Source organism: Salinivibrio sp. AR647 (assembly GCF_001995415.1).
Classification (GTDB): domain Bacteria; phylum Pseudomonadota; class Gammaproteobacteria; order Enterobacterales; family Vibrionaceae; genus Salinivibrio; species Salinivibrio costicola.
On record NZ_MUFE01000002.1, the window covers coordinates 180,295 to 199,227 of the forward strand.

The window sequence follows — 18,933 nt, forward strand, 5'->3', positions numbered from 1 at the left end:
GATCAGGCTAACAATTTTCTTCTGTTTTGGGGTTATTCGGTGATGATTCTCACAAATAGCACGGGTTTAATTTGCGAAGCGAATTTATTGCCATAAACTGCAAGTGAGTAACATTGCTTTACAAAAGAAGTGATTTAATAAAAAGTCCTTGAGTGAATGCTCAAGTGGTGGTTCCAGCAAAGGCGCATAGACGCACAATTGCTGAACACAGAAAAATACACAGGGGGAACGACGGTGAATATTCTTGGTTATGCACAACGTATAGGTCGTGCGCTGATGGTGCCGGTAGCGGTACTACCTGCAGCTGCGATCTTAATGGGGGTCGGCTACTGGCTGGATCCAACCGGTTGGGGCGCAAATAACGCCCTTGCTGCTTTTATGATTAAGTCAGGCGCGGCGATCATTGATAACATGTCCGTCTTATTTGCCATTGGTGTGGCATATGGGATGTCAAAAGATAAAGACGGTGCGGCGGCACTGGCGGGCTTTGTTGGCTTTATGGTGATCACCACGTTATGTGCCCCAGGCGCGGTTAGCCAAATTGGTTTAATCGATATTTCTCTGGGTAACAATGAGTTAGCGTTTAGCAAAATCAATAACCAGTTTATCGGTATCTTGATTGGTGTGGTATCGGCTGAGCTTTATAATCGCTATAGTGGCGTTGAGCTGCCAAAAGCGTTGGCCTTCTTTAGTGGTAAACGCTTGGTACCTATCCTGGTATCTGTGGTGGCTATCGCCATTTCGTTTGTACTGATGTTTGTCTGGCCTGTGGTGTTTGGTGGCCTGGTTCACTTCGGTGAAAGCATTACCAACTTAGGCGCCGCCGGTGCTGGTATTTACGGCTTCTTTAACCGCCTACTTATTCCAGTCGGGCTGCATCATGCGCTGAATGCGGTATTCTGGTTCGATACCGTCGGGATTAATGACTTGGGTCGTTTCTGGCTCGGTGCGCAAGGCCTAGAATCTGGTGAGGCGATTAAAGGCACTACAGGTATGTATATGGCCGGTTTCTTCCCCGTGATGATGTTTGGCCTACCGGGTGCAGCGTTGGCTATGTATCACACCGCTCGCCCAGAGAATAAAGCACGTGTGGCATCGATCATGATTGCTGCAGGTTTTGCGTCTTTCTTTACCGGGGTGACTGAACCGCTTGAGTTTGCCTTCCTGTTCGTCGCGCCAGTGCTATTTGTCTTGCATGCGTTCTTGACCGGTATTTCGTTGTTCATTGCTGCAACGTTCAACTGGACGGCAGGTTTTGGTTTCTCGGCAGGCCTTGTTGACTTGGTGTTGTCTTCGAAAAACCCTGTCGCCAACGAGTGGTATATGCTTCCTGTCATGGGGCTGGTGTTCTTTGTGCTCTACTATGCCACCTTCCGAGCGGCTATCATGGCAATGAACTTGAAAACGCCAGGTCGAGAAGATGACGCGGTTGAAAGTGCGCCTGCCAACAACAATGGCAAGAGTGATAACCGTGAACTTGCGCGTCAATACTTGAAAGCATTAGGCGGCCATCAAAACCTGACTTCGATTGATGCCTGTATTACGCGTTTGCGTCTGTCAGTTGCTGACCGTGATATTGTTGATGAAGCGAAGCTGAAAGCGATTGGTGCGATGGGCGTGGTCAAACTCGGCGAAAATAACTTGCAGGTTATCCTCGGTCCATTGGCAGAGATTATTGCCGGGGAGCTCAAGCAGATCCCTGAAGATGAAGATCTCTCCAAGGTGTCGTTGCCTTAAACTTAGTTTGAATGATAAATAATGACGATGAAAACGCTCAGCGGGTTGCTGGGCGTTTTTTTTATCCACGGAGCATGTTGGTTTCGTCTAAAAAAGTAACAATTAAGAGGGCGTAGCAAAGACAATCACAACAACGGGTTGAGTCAGAGGGCGGAATAGGCGATCATAACGTCTATGTAGCTTTAAAATTCGCATTTTTGATACGAGGTAACCTTGATGAGTGATGCTGAAGCTCGTCCCACTAACTTTATTCGCCAAATCATTGATAAAGATTTGGCGGAAGGGAAACACACAGCGATCGTGACACGTTTCCCACCGGAGCCGAATGGGTATTTGCACATTGGCCATGCTAAATCAATTTGTTTGAATTTTGGGATTGCGCAAGACTATCAGGGTGAATGTAACCTGCGTTTTGACGATACCAACCCAGAGAAAGAAAACGTTGAGTATGTCGCGTCAATCAAGCGTGATGTGCAGTGGCTAGGCTTTGATTGGGCGGGAGAGGTGCGTTACTCCTCAAACTACTTTGATAAGCTTTATGGTTATGCCATCGAGTTGATTAAAAAAGGATTGGCGTATGTTGAAGAGCTCACGCCCGATGAGATCCGCGAGTATCGCGGTACCCTGACGGCGCCGGGCAAACATAGCCCTTACCGTGAGCGTACTGTTGAAGAAAACCTCGCACTGTTTGAAAAAATGCGCGCGGGGGAGTTCGAAGAAGGAAAAGCCTGTCTACGAGCCAAAATAGATATGGCATCGCCGTTTATGGTGATGCGTGATCCTGTGCTTTATCGCGTTCGTTTTGTCCACCATCACCAAACTGGGGATAAGTGGTGCATTTACCCAATGTATGACTTCACCCACTGTATTTCTGATGCGCTTGAGGGCATTACTCACTCACTTTGTACGTTAGAGTTTCAAGACAACCGTCGATTGTATGATTGGGTACTGGAAAACATCACCATTGATTGTACGCCTCATCAGTATGAATTTAGCCGTCTGAATCTCGAATACACGGTGATGTCGAAACGTAAACTCAATCAATTGGTAGAAGAACAACTCGTTAATGGTTGGGATGACCCGCGTATGCTGACTATCTCTGGCTTACGTCGTCGCGGCTATACACCGGCGTCGATTCGTGAGTTTTGTCAGCGCATTGGTGTCACTAAGCAAGACAACACCATTGAAATGAGCTCTTTGGAGTCTTGTGTCCGTGACGACTTGAACGACAACGCACCGCGCGCAATGGCTGTTCTTGATCCCATTAAACTGGTGATTGAAAACAAAACAGACGGTGTTGAGTGGCTTGACGCGCCGAATCATCCGAACCAACCCGAAATGGGAACCCGCCAGGTACCCTTCTCGAGTGAAATCTGGATTGAGCGCGAAGACTTCCGCGAATCAGCAAACAAAAAATATAAGCGTCTGGTGTTAGACAAAGAAGTGCGTTTGCGTAATGCCTATGTGGTGAAAGCAGAACGCTGTGACAAGGACGAAGACGGCAATATTACTACGGTGTATTGTCGCTACGACCCCGATACGTTAGGGAAAGACCCAGCCGATGGTCGTAAAGTCAAAGGCGTTATTCATTGGGTATCTGCCGATAAGGCGTTACCTGCTGAGTTCCGTTTGTATGATCGCCTCTTTACGGTACCTAACCCAGCAAGTGCAGATAACTTTGCCGAGACGATTAATCCAGAATCACTGCAAGTACAGCAAGGCTATGTCGAGCCAAGTATGCAGAATGCGCCGGCTGAAAAAGGTTATCAGTTCGAGCGGACGGGCTATTTCTGTGTCGATAACAAAGATAGCCAACCCGATGCACTTGTTTTTAACCGAACAGTGAGTCTAAGGGATACTTGGGCGAAAATAGAAGGGAAATAATAAAAAGCCGGCGTGTTTATCACGCCGGCTTTTTTGTTGTTATGTCACACCGCTAGTCGGTGAGCATCGATTAATCTGCGTTGTGAATGGAAGGATCGGCTTTGCAGTCGCCCTCCTGACAATGGCCATACAGATACAGGCTATGGTTGGTTAATTTCACATTAAAGCGGGCGGCAATCTCTTTCTGACGCTCTTCAATTAAGTCGTCAGAAAACTCAATGACTTTACCGCAATCAAGGCAAACTAAGTGATCGTGATGATGCTGTGTCGCGAGTTCAAAGACCGATTTACCGCCTTCAAAATGGTGACGCGTTACAATGCCCGCATCATCAAATTGGTTTAATACGCGGTAGACCGTCGCTAGGCCAATTTCTTCGCCTAGATCAATTAACTTCTTATACAGGTCTTCGGCACTGATGTGCTGGCAATCTGGCTGTTGCAGCACTTCTAGGATCTTGAGTCGTGGGAGCGTGACTTTCAGCCCAGCTTGCTTCAACGCCTGGTTATTGTCTGACATGTGTATCTACCTGTTTTCTGTCTCTGTGAAGACAGTTGGATTAGCAAGGAAATATTCTATAAGACTATCAAAATTGCACTGCTCTCGCTACATCAGCCATGCTTTCTGCGTACGAAAATTGTTCATCTGTGGTTGCATCAATGTTTACAAGATGTGAATATTACCTGGTTGGACCAGATAAGGAAGTCAATAGACCATGAATCGTTTCTATAAGCCACGAGTGGTGAAGTGGGCACTTAATAGCTGGCCACCGTTTTGGGGTGCCGGTATTCGTATTGAAAACATCAGCCCTGACTTTAAACGTGTCAATATGCGATTGAAGTTACGTTGGTGGAACAAAAATGCCAATCGTACTCAATATGGCGGCAGTATCTTCTCCTTAACTGATCCTGTTTACGCATTGATGTTAATGGGTATTTTAGGGCCACAGTACCATGTGTGGGACAAGCAAGCTGATATCAATTTTATCAAGCCTGGGACCACCGATTTATATGCAGATTTTGTGATCAGCGAAGCGGTATTAACTGATATTCAGCACAAGGCAGGGCGGGGTGACAAGGTGTTACCCGAATTTGTGGTACATGTGAAAGATGCACATGGCGAGGTGGTTGCAGAAGTCAAGCGCACGCTGTATGTGAGAAAGAAACGGCAATACCGTGATATCTCGCCCAAAGAAGCTGCGTAATAAAAAACGCCAAGGCTAAGCTCGCCTTGGCGTTTTTACGTCTCTCGAATCAGTGTGTTTTAGTCTTCGAGTTCGGCTAAACACATTTCTTCGTGAATTTGCTTAACCCATTTGCTCACACGTTCGTCGGTCAACTCTGGTTGGCGATCTTCATCAACGCATAAGCCGACAAAGTGGCTATCATCCACAAGGGCTTGCGAGGCTTCAAACTCGTATCCTTCCGTTGGCCAGTGACCAATGATGGTCGCGCCCTTGGCTTCAATAATATCACGCACTGTGCCCATTGCATCACAGAAGTACTCTGCGTAATCTTCTTGGTCACCACAGCCGAAAATGGCAACGAGTTTGGTGGAAAAGTCGATTTGCTCTAGCTCGGGAAAGAAATCATCCCAATCACACTGCGCTTCACCATAATACCAAGTTGGGATCCCGATCAGCAGCAGATCGAAGTTATCAATATCTTCTTTGCTGCTTTTCGCGATGTCTTGCACGTGGACCATTTGCTTGCCCAGCTGCTTTTGAATGCTTTTCGCAATTGCTTCAGTGTTGCCTGTGTCACTACCAAAGAAGAGACCTACACTCGCCATATAAAAATACCCGTTTTTGTCAGTGGGTTGCTGTTTGCAACTAACTCGAATTTAAGAAAAAGCCGTGCTTTTTCACACCCATATGCATAGGCGATTATTCTCCGTTGGGTTAGCCGATACCGACGCCTTCCCAAACCAATTGAATAACCCCTTTTACGATAAAGCCGACACAGCCTAGCGTGAGCACAAACCAGACGATTCGTCGACCGAATACTGGTACGTTGCCCTCACGTAACACGTCTTTAATTGCCATGCCGATAAAAAAGAAAATCGCGGCGAAGACGAGATCTAGACCAATTTTTTCGAGCAATTGAAAGTGCTCGTAAAGCATGCGTGCCTCCATTGAGCACCGACTTCTGCGGCGCAATATACCACAAGGGTTGCTTAACTGTTAACGCTCGCCCGGCATTAAAAAGCGTTCGATGACACTTGCGACCACGGCTGGCTTTTCTGCATGTAGCCAATGCCCTGTGCCTGCCACCATGTGCGCTTTTGAATGGGGGAACTGCGCGACAATGGTATCGCGATGCTCAGACTGGATGTATTCAGAGTTCTGTCCTTTAACAAATAATGTTGGGCCTGAATACGGTCCAAAGGCTGTCCACCCCATGATGTCACGATAACCGTGATAAAGATTATCAATATTAAAGCGCCAGTCGTAGTGACCGTGATCGGTTTTATAGAGTGATTTCAATAAAAATTGGGTCACACCTGGGTTTTCGATCGATCGATTCATGATCGATTGCGCTTGCTGGCGATTTTCTAAGGTAACTGTTTGGGTCTCGCGTAGTGCGTTAAAGACATTGTCATGTCGGCTAACTTGATAGTCGACGGGTGCAATGTCCATCACAACCAGCTGCGAGACGCGCTCGGGAAAACGCTGGGCGATGGCCATGGCGACTTTGCCGCCCATCGAATGGCCCACCAGCGTGACCGTCTCAAGACGTTGCGCGTTCATCCAAGCAACCACAGCATCTGACTGGCTTTGATAATCCATACTCTTAGTATGATAGGACTGTCCATGGTTGGGGAGATCAATCTGATAGACACAAAAATGCTGAGCAAGGCTTTTAGCTAGCCCACCTAAATTATCCAGATCCCCAAATAAACCGTGGATTAATACGAGTGGTGACCCCTCACCACGAGATTTTCCATTTAACAACACGTTGCTTTTCTCTCAGATTACTGGCTTTAACGTAGAGTATACCTATCTATCTCTGTATAATCGCCCCGTCAAACGATAAACAGGACGCGATGAAAAACAATGAAAACGATTGAGGTTGACGACGATCTATACCGTTATATTGCCAGCCAAACCCAGCATATTGGCGAAAGTGCATCAGACATTTTACGTCGCCTATTACTGTCGGATGCGGCACCGCAGCCCAGTCAAGCTGCGCCGACGACGTCCTCTCGTTCTAGTGGCATTGTTGTCAGTAAAGATGCTGGACGGAGTGTGTCCACTGATCGTGTCAAAGCGATGCGAACGCTTTTGATCTCAGATGAGTTTGCCGCACAAGATCGTGCCATAGGCCGTTTTATGCTTGTCCTAACCACTTTATACCGTGTTGATCAGCAAGGTTTTGCTGATGGTATGGCGTTAAAAGGACGTACTCGTCTGTATTTTTCCGATAATCCACAAACACTGTTGGAAAGCGGCAAAACAACCAAACCTAAACAGATTCCAGATACACCTTTTTGGGTCATCACCAATACCAACACTGGTCGTAAACGCCAAATGGTGGAGCAGTTGATGGAAAAAATGCAGTTCCCCAGTGATTTGACCGAGAAGGTTGTGAACGCGATTTAATCTATGCCACTCATGGGAGAAGAGAAATATGGCAGTGCATCCCCAAGCAGGACAACGCGCACAAGCAGCAGACTTGTGTGATATTCCTGCGCTTGTTACGCGTTTTTTCCAAGCTCAACCTCGACCAGGGCAACCCGAACAACAAGTTGCTTTTGGTACGTCAGGTCATCGCGGGAGCGCATTAAGCACCACCTTCAATCGTGATCATATTTTAGCGATTGCGCAGGCAATCTGTGATGAACGCCAAGCCCGTGGCATCACAGGGCCAGTGTTTGTCGGTAAAGATACACATTCATTGTCTGCGCCTGCGTTTGGGGCGGTCATACAAGTGTTGGCGGCGAATCAGGTGCAAATTATCGCACAGGCAAATCAGGGCTATACGCCAACACCGGGCATTTCCCAGCAAATTCTGGCTTATAATCGTGATCATGCTGAACAAGCGGATGGCATTGTCATTACCCCTTCACATAATCCACCGCAAGATGGCGGCATTAAATATAATCCGCCACATGGCGGGCCGGCAGAGGGAGAAATCACCAAGGCGATTGAATCCCGAGCCAATCGATACATCGATACCTATTTAGAGGGTGTTCAACAAATCGATATCGATGCGGCGATGGCCAGCGACTATTACGTTGAAAAAGATCTCGTGACTCCTTATGTTGCCGGTCTGACGCAGGTGGTTGATATTGAAGCCATTCAAAAAGCGGGATTAAAGCTGGCTGTTGACCCTTTAGGTGGTGCAGGTATCGCCTATTGGCAACAGATTGCGACTCAGTATCAACTCGATATTACCTTGATTAACGATCATGTCGACCCGACGTTTGGCTTTATGCCGCGCGATAGTGATGGCGTGATCCGGATGGATTGTTCGTCTGCTTATGCGATGGCTGGGTTGCTCGCTTATAAAGACGATTATGACTTGGCTTTTGGTAATGATCCCGACTTTGATCGTCACGGCATTGTGACCCCCGCCGGTTTGATGAACCCTAATCATTACTTGGCGGTGTGCATTGATTATTTATTCCGACATCGTCAGCAGTGGCCTGCAGGGTTAGGTGTCGGTAAAACACTGGTGTCTAGTGCCATCATCGATAAAGTCGTCAATGACTTATCACGCCCGCTGGTTGAAGTCCCGGTCGGCTTCAAGTGGTTCGTGCCTGGTTTGCATGAGGGTACGCTTGGCTTTGGCGGTGAAGAGAGTGCGGGGGCGTCGTTTTTAACCTTTGATGGTCAGCCTTGGTCTACCGATAAAGATGGTATTATTCTTTGCTTACTGGCGGCAGAAATCCTGGCGGTGACGGGGCTGACACCACAGGCTTATTATCAAAAGCTGGCGGATAAACATGGGGATCCTGCCTATAACCGTTTGCAAGCGGTCGCCAACGCGCAACAAAAGCAGGTGCTGAGCCAACTGCGTCCGGAAATGGTGACAGCTGACACCTTAGCAGGGGATGTCATCACTGCTAAATTGACTCATGCACCGGGTAACGGCGCGGCAATTGGCGGACTCAAAGTGGTCACGGATCATGGTTGGTTTGCGGCTCGCCCATCAGGAACCGAAGACATTTATAAAATTTACTGTGAGAGCTTTAAAGGCGAGCAACACTTGCGCTTGATTGAACAGGAAGCGCAACAAATTGTCGATCGCGTGTTTGAGCAACAGGGCGTCTAGCGCGCTGTTTCCGTTCTCCGTTTGCAAAAAGCGTGCACGATTAAGTGCGCGCTTTTTATTTTTTGGGGGCGGGCGAAGGTGCGTTGTTAGGCCAAGTGTTCGGCACCACGAACCAAGGTGTTTGTGTGTTATCTAACAAATGACACGTGCGGTCTATGTTACCGAGACTGCCTGAGACCATGGGGGATAACTCACCAAACTCTGGCAGAGATAACCATTGATCGCGGGCCAACATGGCAAATTCTTTGTCTGTTGGCAGTTCGTCAGGCCAGCACCACCAACCACCGACACTTGCCGCATTAACGGGAGGCCAGTCGGGTAGGTCAGTATCCTGGCTGTAATGACGGTAAAGCCGGCCTTGGACCATTAAGCGTTTTTGGGCGGGCCGCCAATGAGGAAACTGTTGGCAAAAGCTTGGATGACTCGACAGAGCCAATTGATGGTCAATCATGCGCGCAACTTTAATATCGAGTGCGTCCTTGGCGTTCGGACCCAGCCAGCGATTCTGATGAGCAAGATAAAATTTTACCGCGACTTCCCAGTGTTCTAACTGCCCTTGGTACTCAATCAAAAAATCAATGGCACCTCGTGTTTTTCCAGCCTCATTAACCTGTATTTCCTCTGCTTCTAGTCGCAAGTGAGGATGATGATGGATTAACTCAGTGAGCAACCATTGATAATAAAAGCCAATTCGCCTAGGGCCCGCGTACGGTTTAGATGCCGATACCGAGACGGCCGAGAAAAGTCCGTGCGGTACAAGCGAAAACCGCTCAGAAGACAACAACGGAAATTGGCGTTGTATCCATTTTATATCCGCTTGTATTTGTTCCCTATTGGCAAACAACGCGTCCGGTGAGTGGTGTGACCGCAGATAAGCCATAATGTAATTTAATTACCTTGTTAATCGTTTGTTAATGCCAAAAGCGCACTTTTAGGATAAAAAAGCAGCAAAATGTAGTAATACTACAAAACTAATGATAGACTTCACACATAACTGGTCAGATGAGTGAGGTTAGCTATGTATAAACCGTTCGATAAAACCCGTGTTGTTCTGCGTCGTTGTGTTGTCGTAGTGGCGGGCATCACTTGCCTGCCAACGCTGATTGCGCCATCGCTGGCTTCTCGTATTTATAGCCATTTGCACCAAGTATGGCTTAAAGACAGCACCAAACCTGTATGGCTGGCTGAGTCCGAGAAAGCTGGGGGCTATCTGTAACCCGCGAAGGTCTGATTTAAACGTACAACTTCGTGTGGTTGAAAAAGGCGGTTAGCATCAATGCTAGCCGCTTTTTTTATCTTTGCTTGTCAGGTTACACTGTTGCCATTGTCTCGCAAGTGAATGTGATTGCTATGAATAATTTCCAGCTAGAAGCCCTGCTTAACGCTGAACTGAAACCTGAACAAGTTAAAGACTACAGCCCAAACGGATTACAAGTTCAAGGCCGCGATAATGTACAAACCATTGTTACTGGCGTGACGGCCTGCCAAGACTTAATTGATAAAGCAATTGAATATCAAGCCGATGCTATCTTGGTTCATCATGGCTACTTTTGGCGTGGTGAGTCGCAATCAATACGCGGCATGAAGTATCAACGGATTAAGATGTTGATTGAAAACGGTATCAACTTATACGGTTACCATTTGCCGCTTGATATCCATCCCACATTAGGCAACAACGCCCAGCTAGCCAAACGATTGGGGATTGAGATCATAGGTGGCTTGGAGCCCAATAATCCAGTCTCCATTCCTGTCTATGGCAAATTATCAACACCGATGACTCTTGGCCAATTCGAGCAACAAGTTGCGACCGTGCTTAACCGAACGCCACTTGTCGTTGACGGTGGCAGGACAGCACGGATAGAGACCGTCGGCCTGTGCACGGGAGGGGCGCAAGACTTTATCGACTTAGCCGTCGAGCAAGGCATGGATGCGTATTTATCGGGTGAAATTTCTGAGCGAACCACGTTTTCAGCGCGCGAGCAGGGTGTGCATTATGTTGCCGCGGGGCACCATGCAACAGAACGTTATGGGGTTAAAGCGTTGGGTGAGTGGTTAGCTGACCATCATGGGCTTACCACGCACTTTGTCGATATCGACAATCCCGCATAAAAAAAGCCGCCCATCGAGGCGGCTTCGTTAGCTCTATCATCAAGGTGTCGCAGTTAATCGCGTTTATCCATCGGCGTGAATTCACGCTGGGTATAGCCTGAGTAAAGCTGGCGTGGACGACCAATGCGCTTGTGTGGATCCGTATGCATTTCGTTCCAATGAGCAATCCAACCGATCGTCCGCGACATCGCGAATATAACGGTAAACATCGATGTGGGAATACCGATGGCTTTGAGGATGATGCCCGAGTAGAAATCGACATTCGGATACAATTTCTTGTCGATGAAGTATTGATCGGAGAGTGCGATGCGTTCTAACTCCATCGCCACATCCAATAACGGGTCTTGAATTTGTAGCTCTTCAAGCACTTCATGACATGCTTCGCGCATGACCGTTGCACGTGGGTCATAGTTCTTATAAACCCGGTGACCAAAGCCCATTAAGCGGAAAGGATCATCTTTATCCTTAGCGCGTTCAATGTACTCAGGAATGTTATCGACATGGCCGATTTGCTCGAGCATGCGCAAGCAAGCTTCATTGGCCCCGCCATGTGCCGGCCCCCACAAGGACGCGATACCGGCAGCAATACAAGCAAACGGATTGGCTCCCGATGATCCCGCTAGGCGTACCGTGGATGTTGAGGCGTTTTGCTCATGATCCGCGTGTAGGGTGAAAATCTTATCCATCGCGCGCGCAACTACCGGATTCACCTCATATTCCTCACATGGTGTGGCAAACATCATATGAAGGAAGTTCTCTGCGTAGTCCAAATCGTTACGTGGATAAATAAATGGCTGGCCAATCGAATACTTGTAACACATAGCCGCCAGGGTAGGCATCTTCGACAGCAAACGAAACGCCGTAATTTCACGGTGTTTATCATTGGTGATGTCGAGAGAATCGTGGTAGAACGCGGCAAGCGCCCCTACAACCCCGACCATAACGGCCATAGGGTGAGCATCACGACGGAAACCATGGAAGAAACTCGCGATTTGTTCGTGAACCATGGTGTGGCGCACGATCATAGAACGAAAACCATCGTATTGTTTTTTTGTAGGGACTTCGCCGTAGAGCAGGATGTAACAGACTTCTAAGTAATCAGCGTTATTGGCAAGTTGATCTATCGGAAAACCACGGTGCAGTAAAACACCCGCTTCGCCGTCGATGTAGGTGATTTGCGAATCGCAAGATCCTGTCGCAACAAACCCCGGATCAAACGTGAAGTAACCTTCATTGACTAGCTTGCGCACATCGATCACATCCGGGCCGACAGTGCCTCCGATAATCGGCAGTTCGATTGGTGCTTTCCCTTCGATATGTAGGGTAGCTTTCTTCTCTGCCATAACAATCTCCTTTGTTATTTTATAATCCCATCCAGGATACGGACCCGACCGTTTTACCGATCGACCTCTATTATGTCAATTTTTAACCTATCGATGTGTGCGTCAGTTAATAACTTATGTGCGTTAGTTAATAACTTATTTGCAATGGGGGTTAAATATCTGTTGTGAGATTCCGGTCAATTTTGTGCGTTTGTAATTGTCTGTTACGCCACGTATACTTTTTCGAGGTCTCTGGGCAAATCAGTATCCTAGAGCGTTTAGGGGCTCAAACACCTTTCCTAACTGACGTGATCCATTCACCGAGAATTGCAGTTATAAGCAATAAGGTACATGAAGCGCGTTACGCAGATGTTGCAGGTCTTACGCTTTGAGTACTGAGGTTCAGAGAGTGTAATAACTATAAATGCTCAATAGAGCTGAGTGGGCAATATCGTGAAAGAAAGAAAGTCAAGACCCGTAAACCTCGACCTTAAGACGATTCGCTTCCCCATTACAGCGATTGCGTCTATTTTGCATCGGATATCAGGTGTGATCACCTTTGTTTCGATCGCCATCCTACTGTGGCTGCTTAGCCTGTCTCTCTCTTCTCCTGATGGATTTCAATCTGCTGCTGCGATACTCGATACCTTCTTCGTCAAGCTCGTACTTTGGGGCATTTTGACGGCGCTGGCTTATCACATCGTTGGCGGGATTCGTCATTTAATCCAAGACCTGGGTTACTTTGAAGAGCTGGAGTCGGGGGCAAAAAGTGCCCAAGTCTCGTTTGTAATTGCAGGCGTGCTAGCTGTGTTGGCGGGGGTTTTAGTATGGTAACAAAAAACATTTCATCGGTGGGTCGCAACGGTGTGCACGATTATGTGCTGGTCCGAGCTACTGCGATTCTCATCACACTTTACACACTTTATATGGTCGGTTTTGCCGTCTTTGGCCCTGAGATTACGTATGCCTCATGGACAGCGTTTTTCGGCCAGACCAGCACGAAGGTCTTCACCATGTTGGCCCTGGTCTCTGTGCTGATCCACGGCTGGATTGGGATGTGGCAGGTGTTGACTGATTATATCAAGCCAGCCTTGCTGCGCGGTGTATTACAGCTTGCTGTTGTCGCCACGCTTCTCATCTATGTGTTTGCCGGTTTCTTTGTATTGTGGGGTGTGTAAGTGAGTATTCCAGTTCGCGAATTTGATGCAATCGTTATTGGAGCAGGTGGCGCCGGTATGCGCGCGGCACTGCAAATATCCGAGCAGGGCCTAACGTGTGCGCTGTTATCTAAAGTGTTCCCAACTCGCTCTCATACTGTGTCAGCACAGGGCGGGATTACAGTGGCACTGGGTAACTCGCACAAGGATAATTGGCAATGGCATATGTACGATACCGTCAAAGGCTCCGATTATATTGGTGATCAAGACGCTATCGAATACATGTGTAAAACAGGCCCGCAGTCAGTCATTGAGCTAGAGAAAATGGGATTACCCTTTTCTCGCTTTGAAGATGGTTCGATCTATCAACGACCCTTTGGCGGTCAATCAAAAGAATTTGGGGGCGAGCAAGCGGCACGTACCGCCGCGGCAGCAGACCGAACTGGCCATGCCTTATTGCATACGCTTTACCAACAAAACATCAAAAACAAAACGACGATTTTTTCAGAGTGGTATGCCCTTGATCTGGTCAAAAACCAAGATGGAGTGATTGTCGGTGCAACGGCGATGTGCATGGAAACGGGTGAGATTTGTTACTTCAAATCGAAAGCAACCGTGTTGGCGACTGGGGGCGCAGGCCGTATTTATCAGTCAACCACCAACGCGCACATCAATACCGGGGATGGTGTCGGTATGGCGCTCCGTGCTGGCGTACCGATGCAGGACATGGAARTGTGGCAATTCCACCCCACAGGCATTGCGGGTGCCGGTGTCTTGGTGACAGAAGGCTGTCGTGGTGAGGGTGGCTATCTACTTAATAAAGATGGTGAACGCTTCATGGAGCGTTATGCGCCTAATGCAAAAGACCTTGCGGGTCGTGACGTGGTTGCCCGATCAATGATGATCGAGATCCGTGAAGGACGCGGCTGTGAGGGGCCATGGGGCCCACACATTAAGCTGAAGCTCGACCATCTCGGCAAAGATGTACTGGAATCGCGCTTGCCGGGTATCTTGGATTTGTCGCGCACTTTTGCACATGTCGACCCGATCAAAGAGCCGATTCCTGTTATCCCAACGTGTCACTACATGATGGGAGGCATTCCAACGCAAGTATCCGGCCAAGCCATTAAACAAGATCCACTGGGCAATGATATCGAAGTTCAAGGGCTTTTTGCCTGCGGTGAAATCGCCAGTGTCTCTGTACATGGCGCCAACCGCTTAGGGGGCAACTCGCTCTTAGACTTGGTTGTCTTCGGCCGTGCAACAGGGTTACACCTAGGGGAAACCTTGGCAGCGCAGGTGGAAGCAAGAGACGCCAGTGAATCAGACATTGAAGCCTCTCTGGCTCGCGTCAATCGCTGGAATAGTACTCAGCAGGGTGAAGACCCAGTAGAAATTCGCAAAGACCTTCAAGCGTGTATGCAAGAAAACTTCTCGGTGTTCCGAGAAGGCGAAGCGATGGAAAAAGGGCTGAAAGAGTTGGATGCTATCCGTGAGCGACTCAAAACAGCACGCCTTGATGATACATCAACAGAGTTTAACACCCAGCGCGTCGAGTGTTTGGAGCTGGAGAACCTGATGGAAACTGCCTATTCAACGGCGGTCTCCGCGTATTATCGGACGGAAAGCCGTGGTGCTCATGCGCGCTTCGACTACCAAGAGCGTGATGACGAGAATTGGTTGTGTCACTCCATCTATAACCCAGAAACGGAAACCATGTCCAAGCGCGACGTCAATATGGCGCCTGTGCATCGTGACGCTTTCCCACCGAAAGCACGTACTTATTAAGGGGGTCGAAACGATGAACGTTAATTTTTCAGTCTATCGCTATAATCCAGATGTGGACGATGCGCCATACATGAAGGATTACACACTCGACGTCCCTGAAGGGTCAGATATGATGCTTTTGGATGCGCTGTTTCAACTCAAAGAGCAGGATCCAACCCTGTCATTCCGTCGCTCGTGTCGAGAGGGGGTCTGTGGCTCTGACGGTGTCAATATGAACGGTAAAAATGGGCTGGCATGCATCACGCCTTTATCCTCGCTAATGGATAAGTCGGAGATTGTTATTCGTCCGTTGCCTGGTTTGCCCGTAGTGCGTGATCTTATTATCGATATGGGGCAGTTCTATGAGAACTACGAGCGCGTCAAACCTTATTTGATCAACGATGAGACACCACCGTCGCGTGAGAACCTTCAAGCGCCGGAAGATAGAGCAGAGCTTGATGGTTTGTATGAGTGCATCATGTGCGCTTGCTGTAGTACGGCGTGCCCATCGTTTTGGTGGAACCCTGACAAGTTCGTCGGCCCTGCAGGCCTTCTTGCTGCCTATCGCTGGCTAGCAGATAGCCGTGATACGGCAACTGAAGAACGGTTATCTGATCTAGACGACGCTTTTAGTGTCTTCCGTTGCCACGGAATAATGAACTGTGTCAGTGTATGTCCAAAAGGGCTTAATCCAACCAAGGCAATTGGGCACATTAAGTCAATGCTGATTCAGCGCGGCGTTTAAAACGCTGAACCAATAACGTAGATAAAAAATGCCCCGTTCTAGGACGGGGCTTAATAACAGGTAACCCGGCTTAGAACCGGTGTTTGGATAAATAACTAGTGGTTAAGGGATAACAATGCAAAATGGCGTGATGAAGGCTTGGTTAGAGTCTTCTCATTTGGCTGGCGCCAATGCAACGTACGTAGAAGATCTCTACGAAATGTACCTCAGTGACCCGGAGTTAGTTGATCAAGAATGGAGAGCGGTCTTTGACCAGCTACCAGTGGTGAGTGATACCGCGGTAGAACAACCCCACTCTCGAGTTCGCGATTACTTTCGACGCTTAGCTACCGATACATCGCGTGCAAGTGCTTCAGTCAATGATCCAGATGTAGACGCGAAACAAGTCAAAGTTCTTCAACTGATCAATGCGTTCCGTTTCCGTGGCCATCAACAGGCCAGTTTAGACCCCCTCGGATTATGGAAACGTAAACCTGTCCCCGATTTGTCACCTGACTTCCATTCTCTTAACGAGCAGGATTTTAACGAGACCTTTAATGTCGGCTCATTTGCAATTGGCAAAGACAATATGCAATTAGGTGAGTTGTATGACGCACTGCAAAAGACCTATTGCGGGTCAATTGGTGCTGAGTACATGCACATTACAGATACCGAAGAAAAGCGTTGGATTCAAAGCCGCCTCGAATCAGTTGTGGGACAGCCACAATTTAGCGAGGAAGAGAAGCTCACCTTTTTGGAAGAGCTAACGGCAGCAGAAGGCCTTGAACGGTATTTGGGGGCTAAATTCCCTGGGGCAAAACGTTTCTCGCTTGAAGGGGGCGACTCGCTCATCCCTATGCTCAAAGAGCTTATTCGCCATGCGGGAAGTAACGGTGGGCGTGAAGTGGTTGTTGGGATGGCTCACCGTGGTCGACTCAATGTTTTAGTCAATGTGCTAGGCAAAAAGCCGTCAGAGTTATTCGATGAGTTCGCAGGGAAACAAGATGAAAGTTGGGGAACCGGTGATGTGAAATATCATCAGGGGTTCTCGTCTGACTTTGCGACCCCAGGTGGTGACGTTCATCTTGCTTTGGCGTTCAACCCGTCACACCTTGAAATTGTTAATCCAGTGGTCATGGGCTCCGTGCGTGCGCGTCAAGACCGACTCGAAGACAGCACAGGCTCAAGCGTATTGCCGATCACCATTCATGGCGATGCGTCGATTGCGGGACAAGGCGTGGTGCAAGAGACCTTTAATATGTCTCAAGCGCGGGGCTTCCAAGTGGGCGGCACGGTGCGGATTGTGGTGAACAATCAGATTGGTTTTACAACCTCAAATCCGGCAGATTCTCGCTCAACCCAGTACTGCACCGATATCGCGAAAATGGTTCAGGCGCCGATTTTCCACGTCAATGCCGACGATCCCGAAGCGGTAGCATTTGTGTCGCGTTTAGCGCTTGATTTTCGTAATGAGTTTCAACGCGATGTGGTCATTGATTTGGTCTGTTATCGCCGTCATGGCCATAACGAAGCGGATGAACCGAATGCCACGCAGCCGATGATGTACCAGAAGATCAAAAAACATCCGACGCCGCGCAAACTCTATGCGGATGTACTTGATCAACAAGGCATTGCTAACCTAGAAAAAGCGACCGAATTGATCAACGAATACCGCGATCTGTTGGATAGCGGTGAATGCGTAGTGAAAGAGTGGCGCCCAATGGTGTTGCACTCGGTCGACTGGACCCCTTATCTCGGCCACGACTGGACGGTTGAGTGGGCGAACAAGTTTGATGCCAAACGGCTGAGAGAGCTTGGTAACCGTATCTGTCAATTGCCAGATAGCCATACGCTACACAGCCGAGTCGGTAAGCTTTACAAAGATCGTAAAGCGATGATTGATGGTGAAAAACCTGTTGACTGGGGGATGGCCGAGACATTGGCCTATGCCACGCTGGTGGACGACGGCAAGCGTGTTCGTATTACGGGCCAAGATACTGGCCGTGGTACTTTCTTCCATCGTCACGCGGTGTTACATAACCAAGGCGATGGCAGTACCTATGTCCCCCTTGCCAATATCCATAATAAGCAAGGGCCGTTCGAAATTTATGACTCTGTGTTGTCTGAAGCGGCCGTCGTGGCATTTGAGTATGGCTATGCGACCGCAGAGCCGGGTGGCTTAACGGTATGGGAAGCGCAATTTGGCGATTTTGGTAATGGCGCGCAAGTTGTGATTGACCAGTTCATCAGCTCTGGCGAGCAGAAGTGGCGCCGGATGTGTGGTTTAACCATGTTGCTCCCTCACGGTTATGAAGGGCAGGGCCCTGAGCACTCTTCCGCGCGCTTAGAGCGGTATTTGCAATTATGTGCCGAGCAAAATATGCAGGTCGTGGTGCCCTCGAGCCCCGCTCAGGTTTATCATATGCTACGCCGTCAAGTTGTTCGCCCGATGCGTCGACCATTGGTGGTTATGTCACCTAAATCCTTGCTACGCCATCCGCTTTGTGTATCCAGCCTAGACGATCTGACAGAGGGCGATTTCCAACCCGCTATCGGTGAAATGGATGATCTGGATCCAAGCAAGGTGAAACGGGTGGTTATGTGTGCCGGTAAGGTCTATTACGATTTGCTGAAAGCACGCCGCGAGCAAGAAATCGATGACGTAGCCATTGTTCGTATCGAGCAACTTTATCCGTTCCCGCTTGAGGCGGTGAAAGAAGTGATTGCGCCTTACGGCAATGCAAAAGACTTTGTATGGTGTCAAGAAGAGCCACAAAACCAAGGGGCTTGGTACAGCAGCCAGCACAATTTCCGTGCAGCCTTACCGGATGGTGCCACACTCAGCTACGCTGGGCGTGCCGCCTCGGCATCGCCAGCGGTAGGTTATATGTCTGTACACCAGAAACAACAAAAAGCGTTAGTACAAGACGCTCTGACCCTAAAGTAAGAACTAGAACAT

General features: G+C 48.6%; 18 protein-coding genes. 12 read left to right on the forward strand and 6 right to left on the reverse strand.

All coding sequences use genetic code 11. From position 1 onward, the window contains the following. Positions 1–234 precede the first annotated feature (234 nt). Both nagE and glnS read left to right on the forward strand, forming a co-directional pair. A complete protein-coding gene (nagE, locus tag BZG76_RS03370; protein ID WP_077460160.1) occupies positions 235–1,737 on the forward strand; it encodes an N-acetylglucosamine-specific PTS transporter subunit IIBC in 1,503 nt (500 codons plus the stop codon). Positions 1,738–1,953: 216 nt separating this feature from the next. Continuing rightward, positions 1,954–3,621 carry a glutamine--tRNA ligase gene (gene glnS / locus BZG76_RS03375; RefSeq protein ID WP_077460161.1) on the forward strand — a complete coding sequence of 556 codons (1,668 nt, stop codon included), beginning with the start codon at positions 1,954–1,956 and terminating at the stop codon, positions 3,619–3,621. A 70-nt stretch (positions 3,622–3,691) separates the two neighbouring features. Here the strand turns inward: glnS and fcrX are convergent, their stop codons facing one another. Next, positions 3,692–4,138 carry a ferric iron uptake transcriptional regulator FcrX gene (gene fcrX, locus BZG76_RS03380; RefSeq protein ID WP_021022470.1) on the reverse strand — a complete coding sequence of 149 codons (447 nt, stop codon included), beginning with the start codon at positions 4,136–4,138 and terminating at the stop codon, positions 3,692–3,694. Between the two features lie 196 nt (positions 4,139–4,334). On the opposite strand from fcrX, the gene BZG76_RS03385 reads away from it, so the two are divergent. Beyond that, positions 4,335–4,823: a DUF4442 domain-containing protein gene (locus BZG76_RS03385; protein WP_077460162.1), complete on the forward strand. Its 489-nt coding sequence runs from the start codon at positions 4,335–4,337 to the stop codon at positions 4,821–4,823. Positions 4,824–4,882: 59 nt separating this feature from the next. Here the strand turns inward: BZG76_RS03385 and fldA are convergent, their stop codons facing one another. The 3 genes from fldA to BZG76_RS03400 all read right to left on the reverse strand — a co-directional run bounded on the left by fldA (position 4,883) and on the right by BZG76_RS03400 (position 6,575). Then, a complete protein-coding gene (fldA, locus tag BZG76_RS03390; protein WP_077460163.1) occupies positions 4,883–5,410 on the reverse strand; it encodes a flavodoxin FldA in 528 nt (175 codons plus the stop codon). Positions 5,411–5,519: 109 nt separating this feature from the next. After that, complete coding sequence (locus tag BZG76_RS03395) at positions 5,520–5,741, reverse strand: DUF2788 domain-containing protein (RefSeq protein WP_021022467.1); 222 nt, start codon at positions 5,739–5,741, stop codon at positions 5,520–5,522. 60 nt (positions 5,742–5,801) lie between these two features. After that, positions 5,802–6,575 carry an alpha/beta fold hydrolase gene (locus BZG76_RS03400; RefSeq protein ID WP_021022466.1) on the reverse strand — a complete coding sequence of 258 codons (774 nt, stop codon included), beginning with the start codon at positions 6,573–6,575 and terminating at the stop codon, positions 5,802–5,804. 99 nt (positions 6,576–6,674) lie between these two features. Here BZG76_RS03400 and seqA point away from each other — a divergent pair, with 99 nt between their 5' ends. Together seqA and pgm are read left to right on the forward strand one after the other, a co-directional pair. Beyond that, positions 6,675–7,220, forward strand: coding sequence for a replication initiation negative regulator SeqA (gene seqA, locus BZG76_RS03405; protein ID WP_021022465.1), 546 nt, complete (start codon positions 6,675–6,677; stop codon positions 7,218–7,220). Positions 7,221–7,248: 28 nt separating this feature from the next. Next, on the forward strand, positions 7,249–8,895 hold the full coding sequence (gene pgm / locus BZG76_RS03410) for a phosphoglucomutase (alpha-D-glucose-1,6-bisphosphate-dependent) (protein ID WP_077460164.1): 1,647 nt from the start codon (positions 7,249–7,251) through the stop codon (positions 8,893–8,895). A gap of 55 nt (positions 8,896–8,950) precedes the next feature. Here the strand turns inward: pgm and BZG76_RS03415 are convergent, their stop codons facing one another. Next, positions 8,951–9,775 (reverse strand): DUF1853 family protein, encoded by an 825-nt coding sequence (locus BZG76_RS03415; RefSeq protein WP_077460165.1) that lies wholly within the window; start codon positions 9,773–9,775, stop codon positions 8,951–8,953. Between the two features lie 138 nt (positions 9,776–9,913). Between BZG76_RS03415 and BZG76_RS03420 the strand changes: the two genes are divergently transcribed. Together BZG76_RS03420 and BZG76_RS03425 are read left to right on the forward strand one after the other, a co-directional pair. Continuing rightward, on the forward strand, positions 9,914–10,111 hold the full coding sequence (locus tag BZG76_RS03420; protein WP_021022462.1) for a DUF2517 family protein: 198 nt from the start codon (positions 9,914–9,916) through the stop codon (positions 10,109–10,111). Between the two features lie 134 nt (positions 10,112–10,245). After that, on the forward strand, positions 10,246–11,004 hold the full coding sequence (locus BZG76_RS03425; RefSeq protein WP_077460243.1) for a Nif3-like dinuclear metal center hexameric protein: 759 nt from the start codon (positions 10,246–10,248) through the stop codon (positions 11,002–11,004). A gap of 53 nt (positions 11,005–11,057) precedes the next feature. Here BZG76_RS03425 and BZG76_RS03430 read toward each other — a convergent pair whose 3' ends face one another. Next, the gene (locus BZG76_RS03430) at positions 11,058–12,347 is read right to left on the reverse strand and encodes a citrate synthase (protein WP_077460166.1); all 1,290 of its coding nucleotides are present in this window, start codon (positions 12,345–12,347) and stop codon (positions 11,058–11,060) included. A gap of 420 nt (positions 12,348–12,767) precedes the next feature. Between BZG76_RS03430 and sdhC the strand changes: the two genes are divergently transcribed. The 5 genes from sdhC to sucA all read left to right on the forward strand — a co-directional run bounded on the left by sdhC (position 12,768) and on the right by sucA (position 18,921). Further along, positions 12,768–13,160 carry a succinate dehydrogenase cytochrome b556 subunit gene (gene sdhC / locus BZG76_RS03435; protein WP_021022459.1) on the forward strand — a complete coding sequence of 131 codons (393 nt, stop codon included), beginning with the start codon at positions 12,768–12,770 and terminating at the stop codon, positions 13,158–13,160. Further along, positions 13,154–13,504, forward strand: a complete 351-nt coding sequence (gene sdhD / locus BZG76_RS03440; RefSeq protein WP_021022458.1) for a succinate dehydrogenase, hydrophobic membrane anchor protein — start codon at positions 13,154–13,156, stop codon at positions 13,502–13,504. Before sdhC ends, sdhD begins: the two co-directional genes overlap by 7 nt. Next, positions 13,505–15,271: a succinate dehydrogenase flavoprotein subunit gene (gene sdhA, locus BZG76_RS03445; protein WP_077460167.1), complete on the forward strand. Its 1,767-nt coding sequence runs from the start codon at positions 13,505–13,507 to the stop codon at positions 15,269–15,271. It abuts the gene before it with no gap. Positions 15,272–15,284: 13 nt separating this feature from the next. Further along, complete coding sequence (locus BZG76_RS03450; protein ID WP_077460168.1) at positions 15,285–15,995, forward strand: succinate dehydrogenase iron-sulfur subunit; 711 nt, start codon at positions 15,285–15,287, stop codon at positions 15,993–15,995. Positions 15,996–16,110: 115 nt separating this feature from the next. After that, the gene (gene sucA, locus BZG76_RS03455) at positions 16,111–18,921 is read left to right on the forward strand and encodes a 2-oxoglutarate dehydrogenase E1 component (protein ID WP_077460169.1); all 2,811 of its coding nucleotides are present in this window, start codon (positions 16,111–16,113) and stop codon (positions 18,919–18,921) included. Positions 18,922–18,933: the final 12 nt, after the last annotated feature.

Coding starts and splice junctions, on each gene's coding strand:
- pgm (WP_077460164.1), top strand. CDS start 7,249: ATGGCAGTGCATCCCCAAGCAGGACAACGCGCACAAGCAGCAGACTTG.
- sucA (WP_077460169.1), top strand. CDS start 16,111: ATGCAAAATGGCGTGATGAAGGCTTGGTTAGAGTCTTCTCATTTGGCT.
- fldA (WP_077460163.1), bottom strand. CDS start 5,410: ATGGCGAGTGTAGGTCTCTTCTTTGGTAGTGACACAGGCAACACTGAA.
- seqA (WP_021022465.1), top strand. CDS start 6,675: ATGAAAACGATTGAGGTTGACGACGATCTATACCGTTATATTGCCAGC.
- sdhD (WP_021022458.1), top strand. CDS start 13,154: ATGGTAACAAAAAACATTTCATCGGTGGGTCGCAACGGTGTGCACGAT.
- BZG76_RS03395 (WP_021022467.1), bottom strand. CDS start 5,741: ATGCTTTACGAGCACTTTCAATTGCTCGAAAAAATTGGTCTAGATCTC.
- BZG76_RS03415 (WP_077460165.1), bottom strand. CDS start 9,775: ATGGCTTATCTGCGGTCACACCACTCACCGGACGCGTTGTTTGCCAAT.
- glnS (WP_077460161.1), top strand. CDS start 1,954: ATGAGTGATGCTGAAGCTCGTCCCACTAACTTTATTCGCCAAATCATT.
- BZG76_RS03430 (WP_077460166.1), bottom strand. CDS start 12,347: ATGGCAGAGAAGAAAGCTACCCTACATATCGAAGGGAAAGCACCAATC.
- BZG76_RS03450 (WP_077460168.1), top strand. CDS start 15,285: ATGAACGTTAATTTTTCAGTCTATCGCTATAATCCAGATGTGGACGAT.
- BZG76_RS03385 (WP_077460162.1), top strand. CDS start 4,335: ATGAATCGTTTCTATAAGCCACGAGTGGTGAAGTGGGCACTTAATAGC.
- fcrX (WP_021022470.1), bottom strand. CDS start 4,138: ATGTCAGACAATAACCAGGCGTTGAAGCAAGCTGGGCTGAAAGTCACG.
- BZG76_RS03420 (WP_021022462.1), top strand. CDS start 9,914: ATGTATAAACCGTTCGATAAAACCCGTGTTGTTCTGCGTCGTTGTGTT.
- BZG76_RS03425 (WP_077460243.1), top strand. CDS start 10,246: ATGAATAATTTCCAGCTAGAAGCCCTGCTTAACGCTGAACTGAAACCT.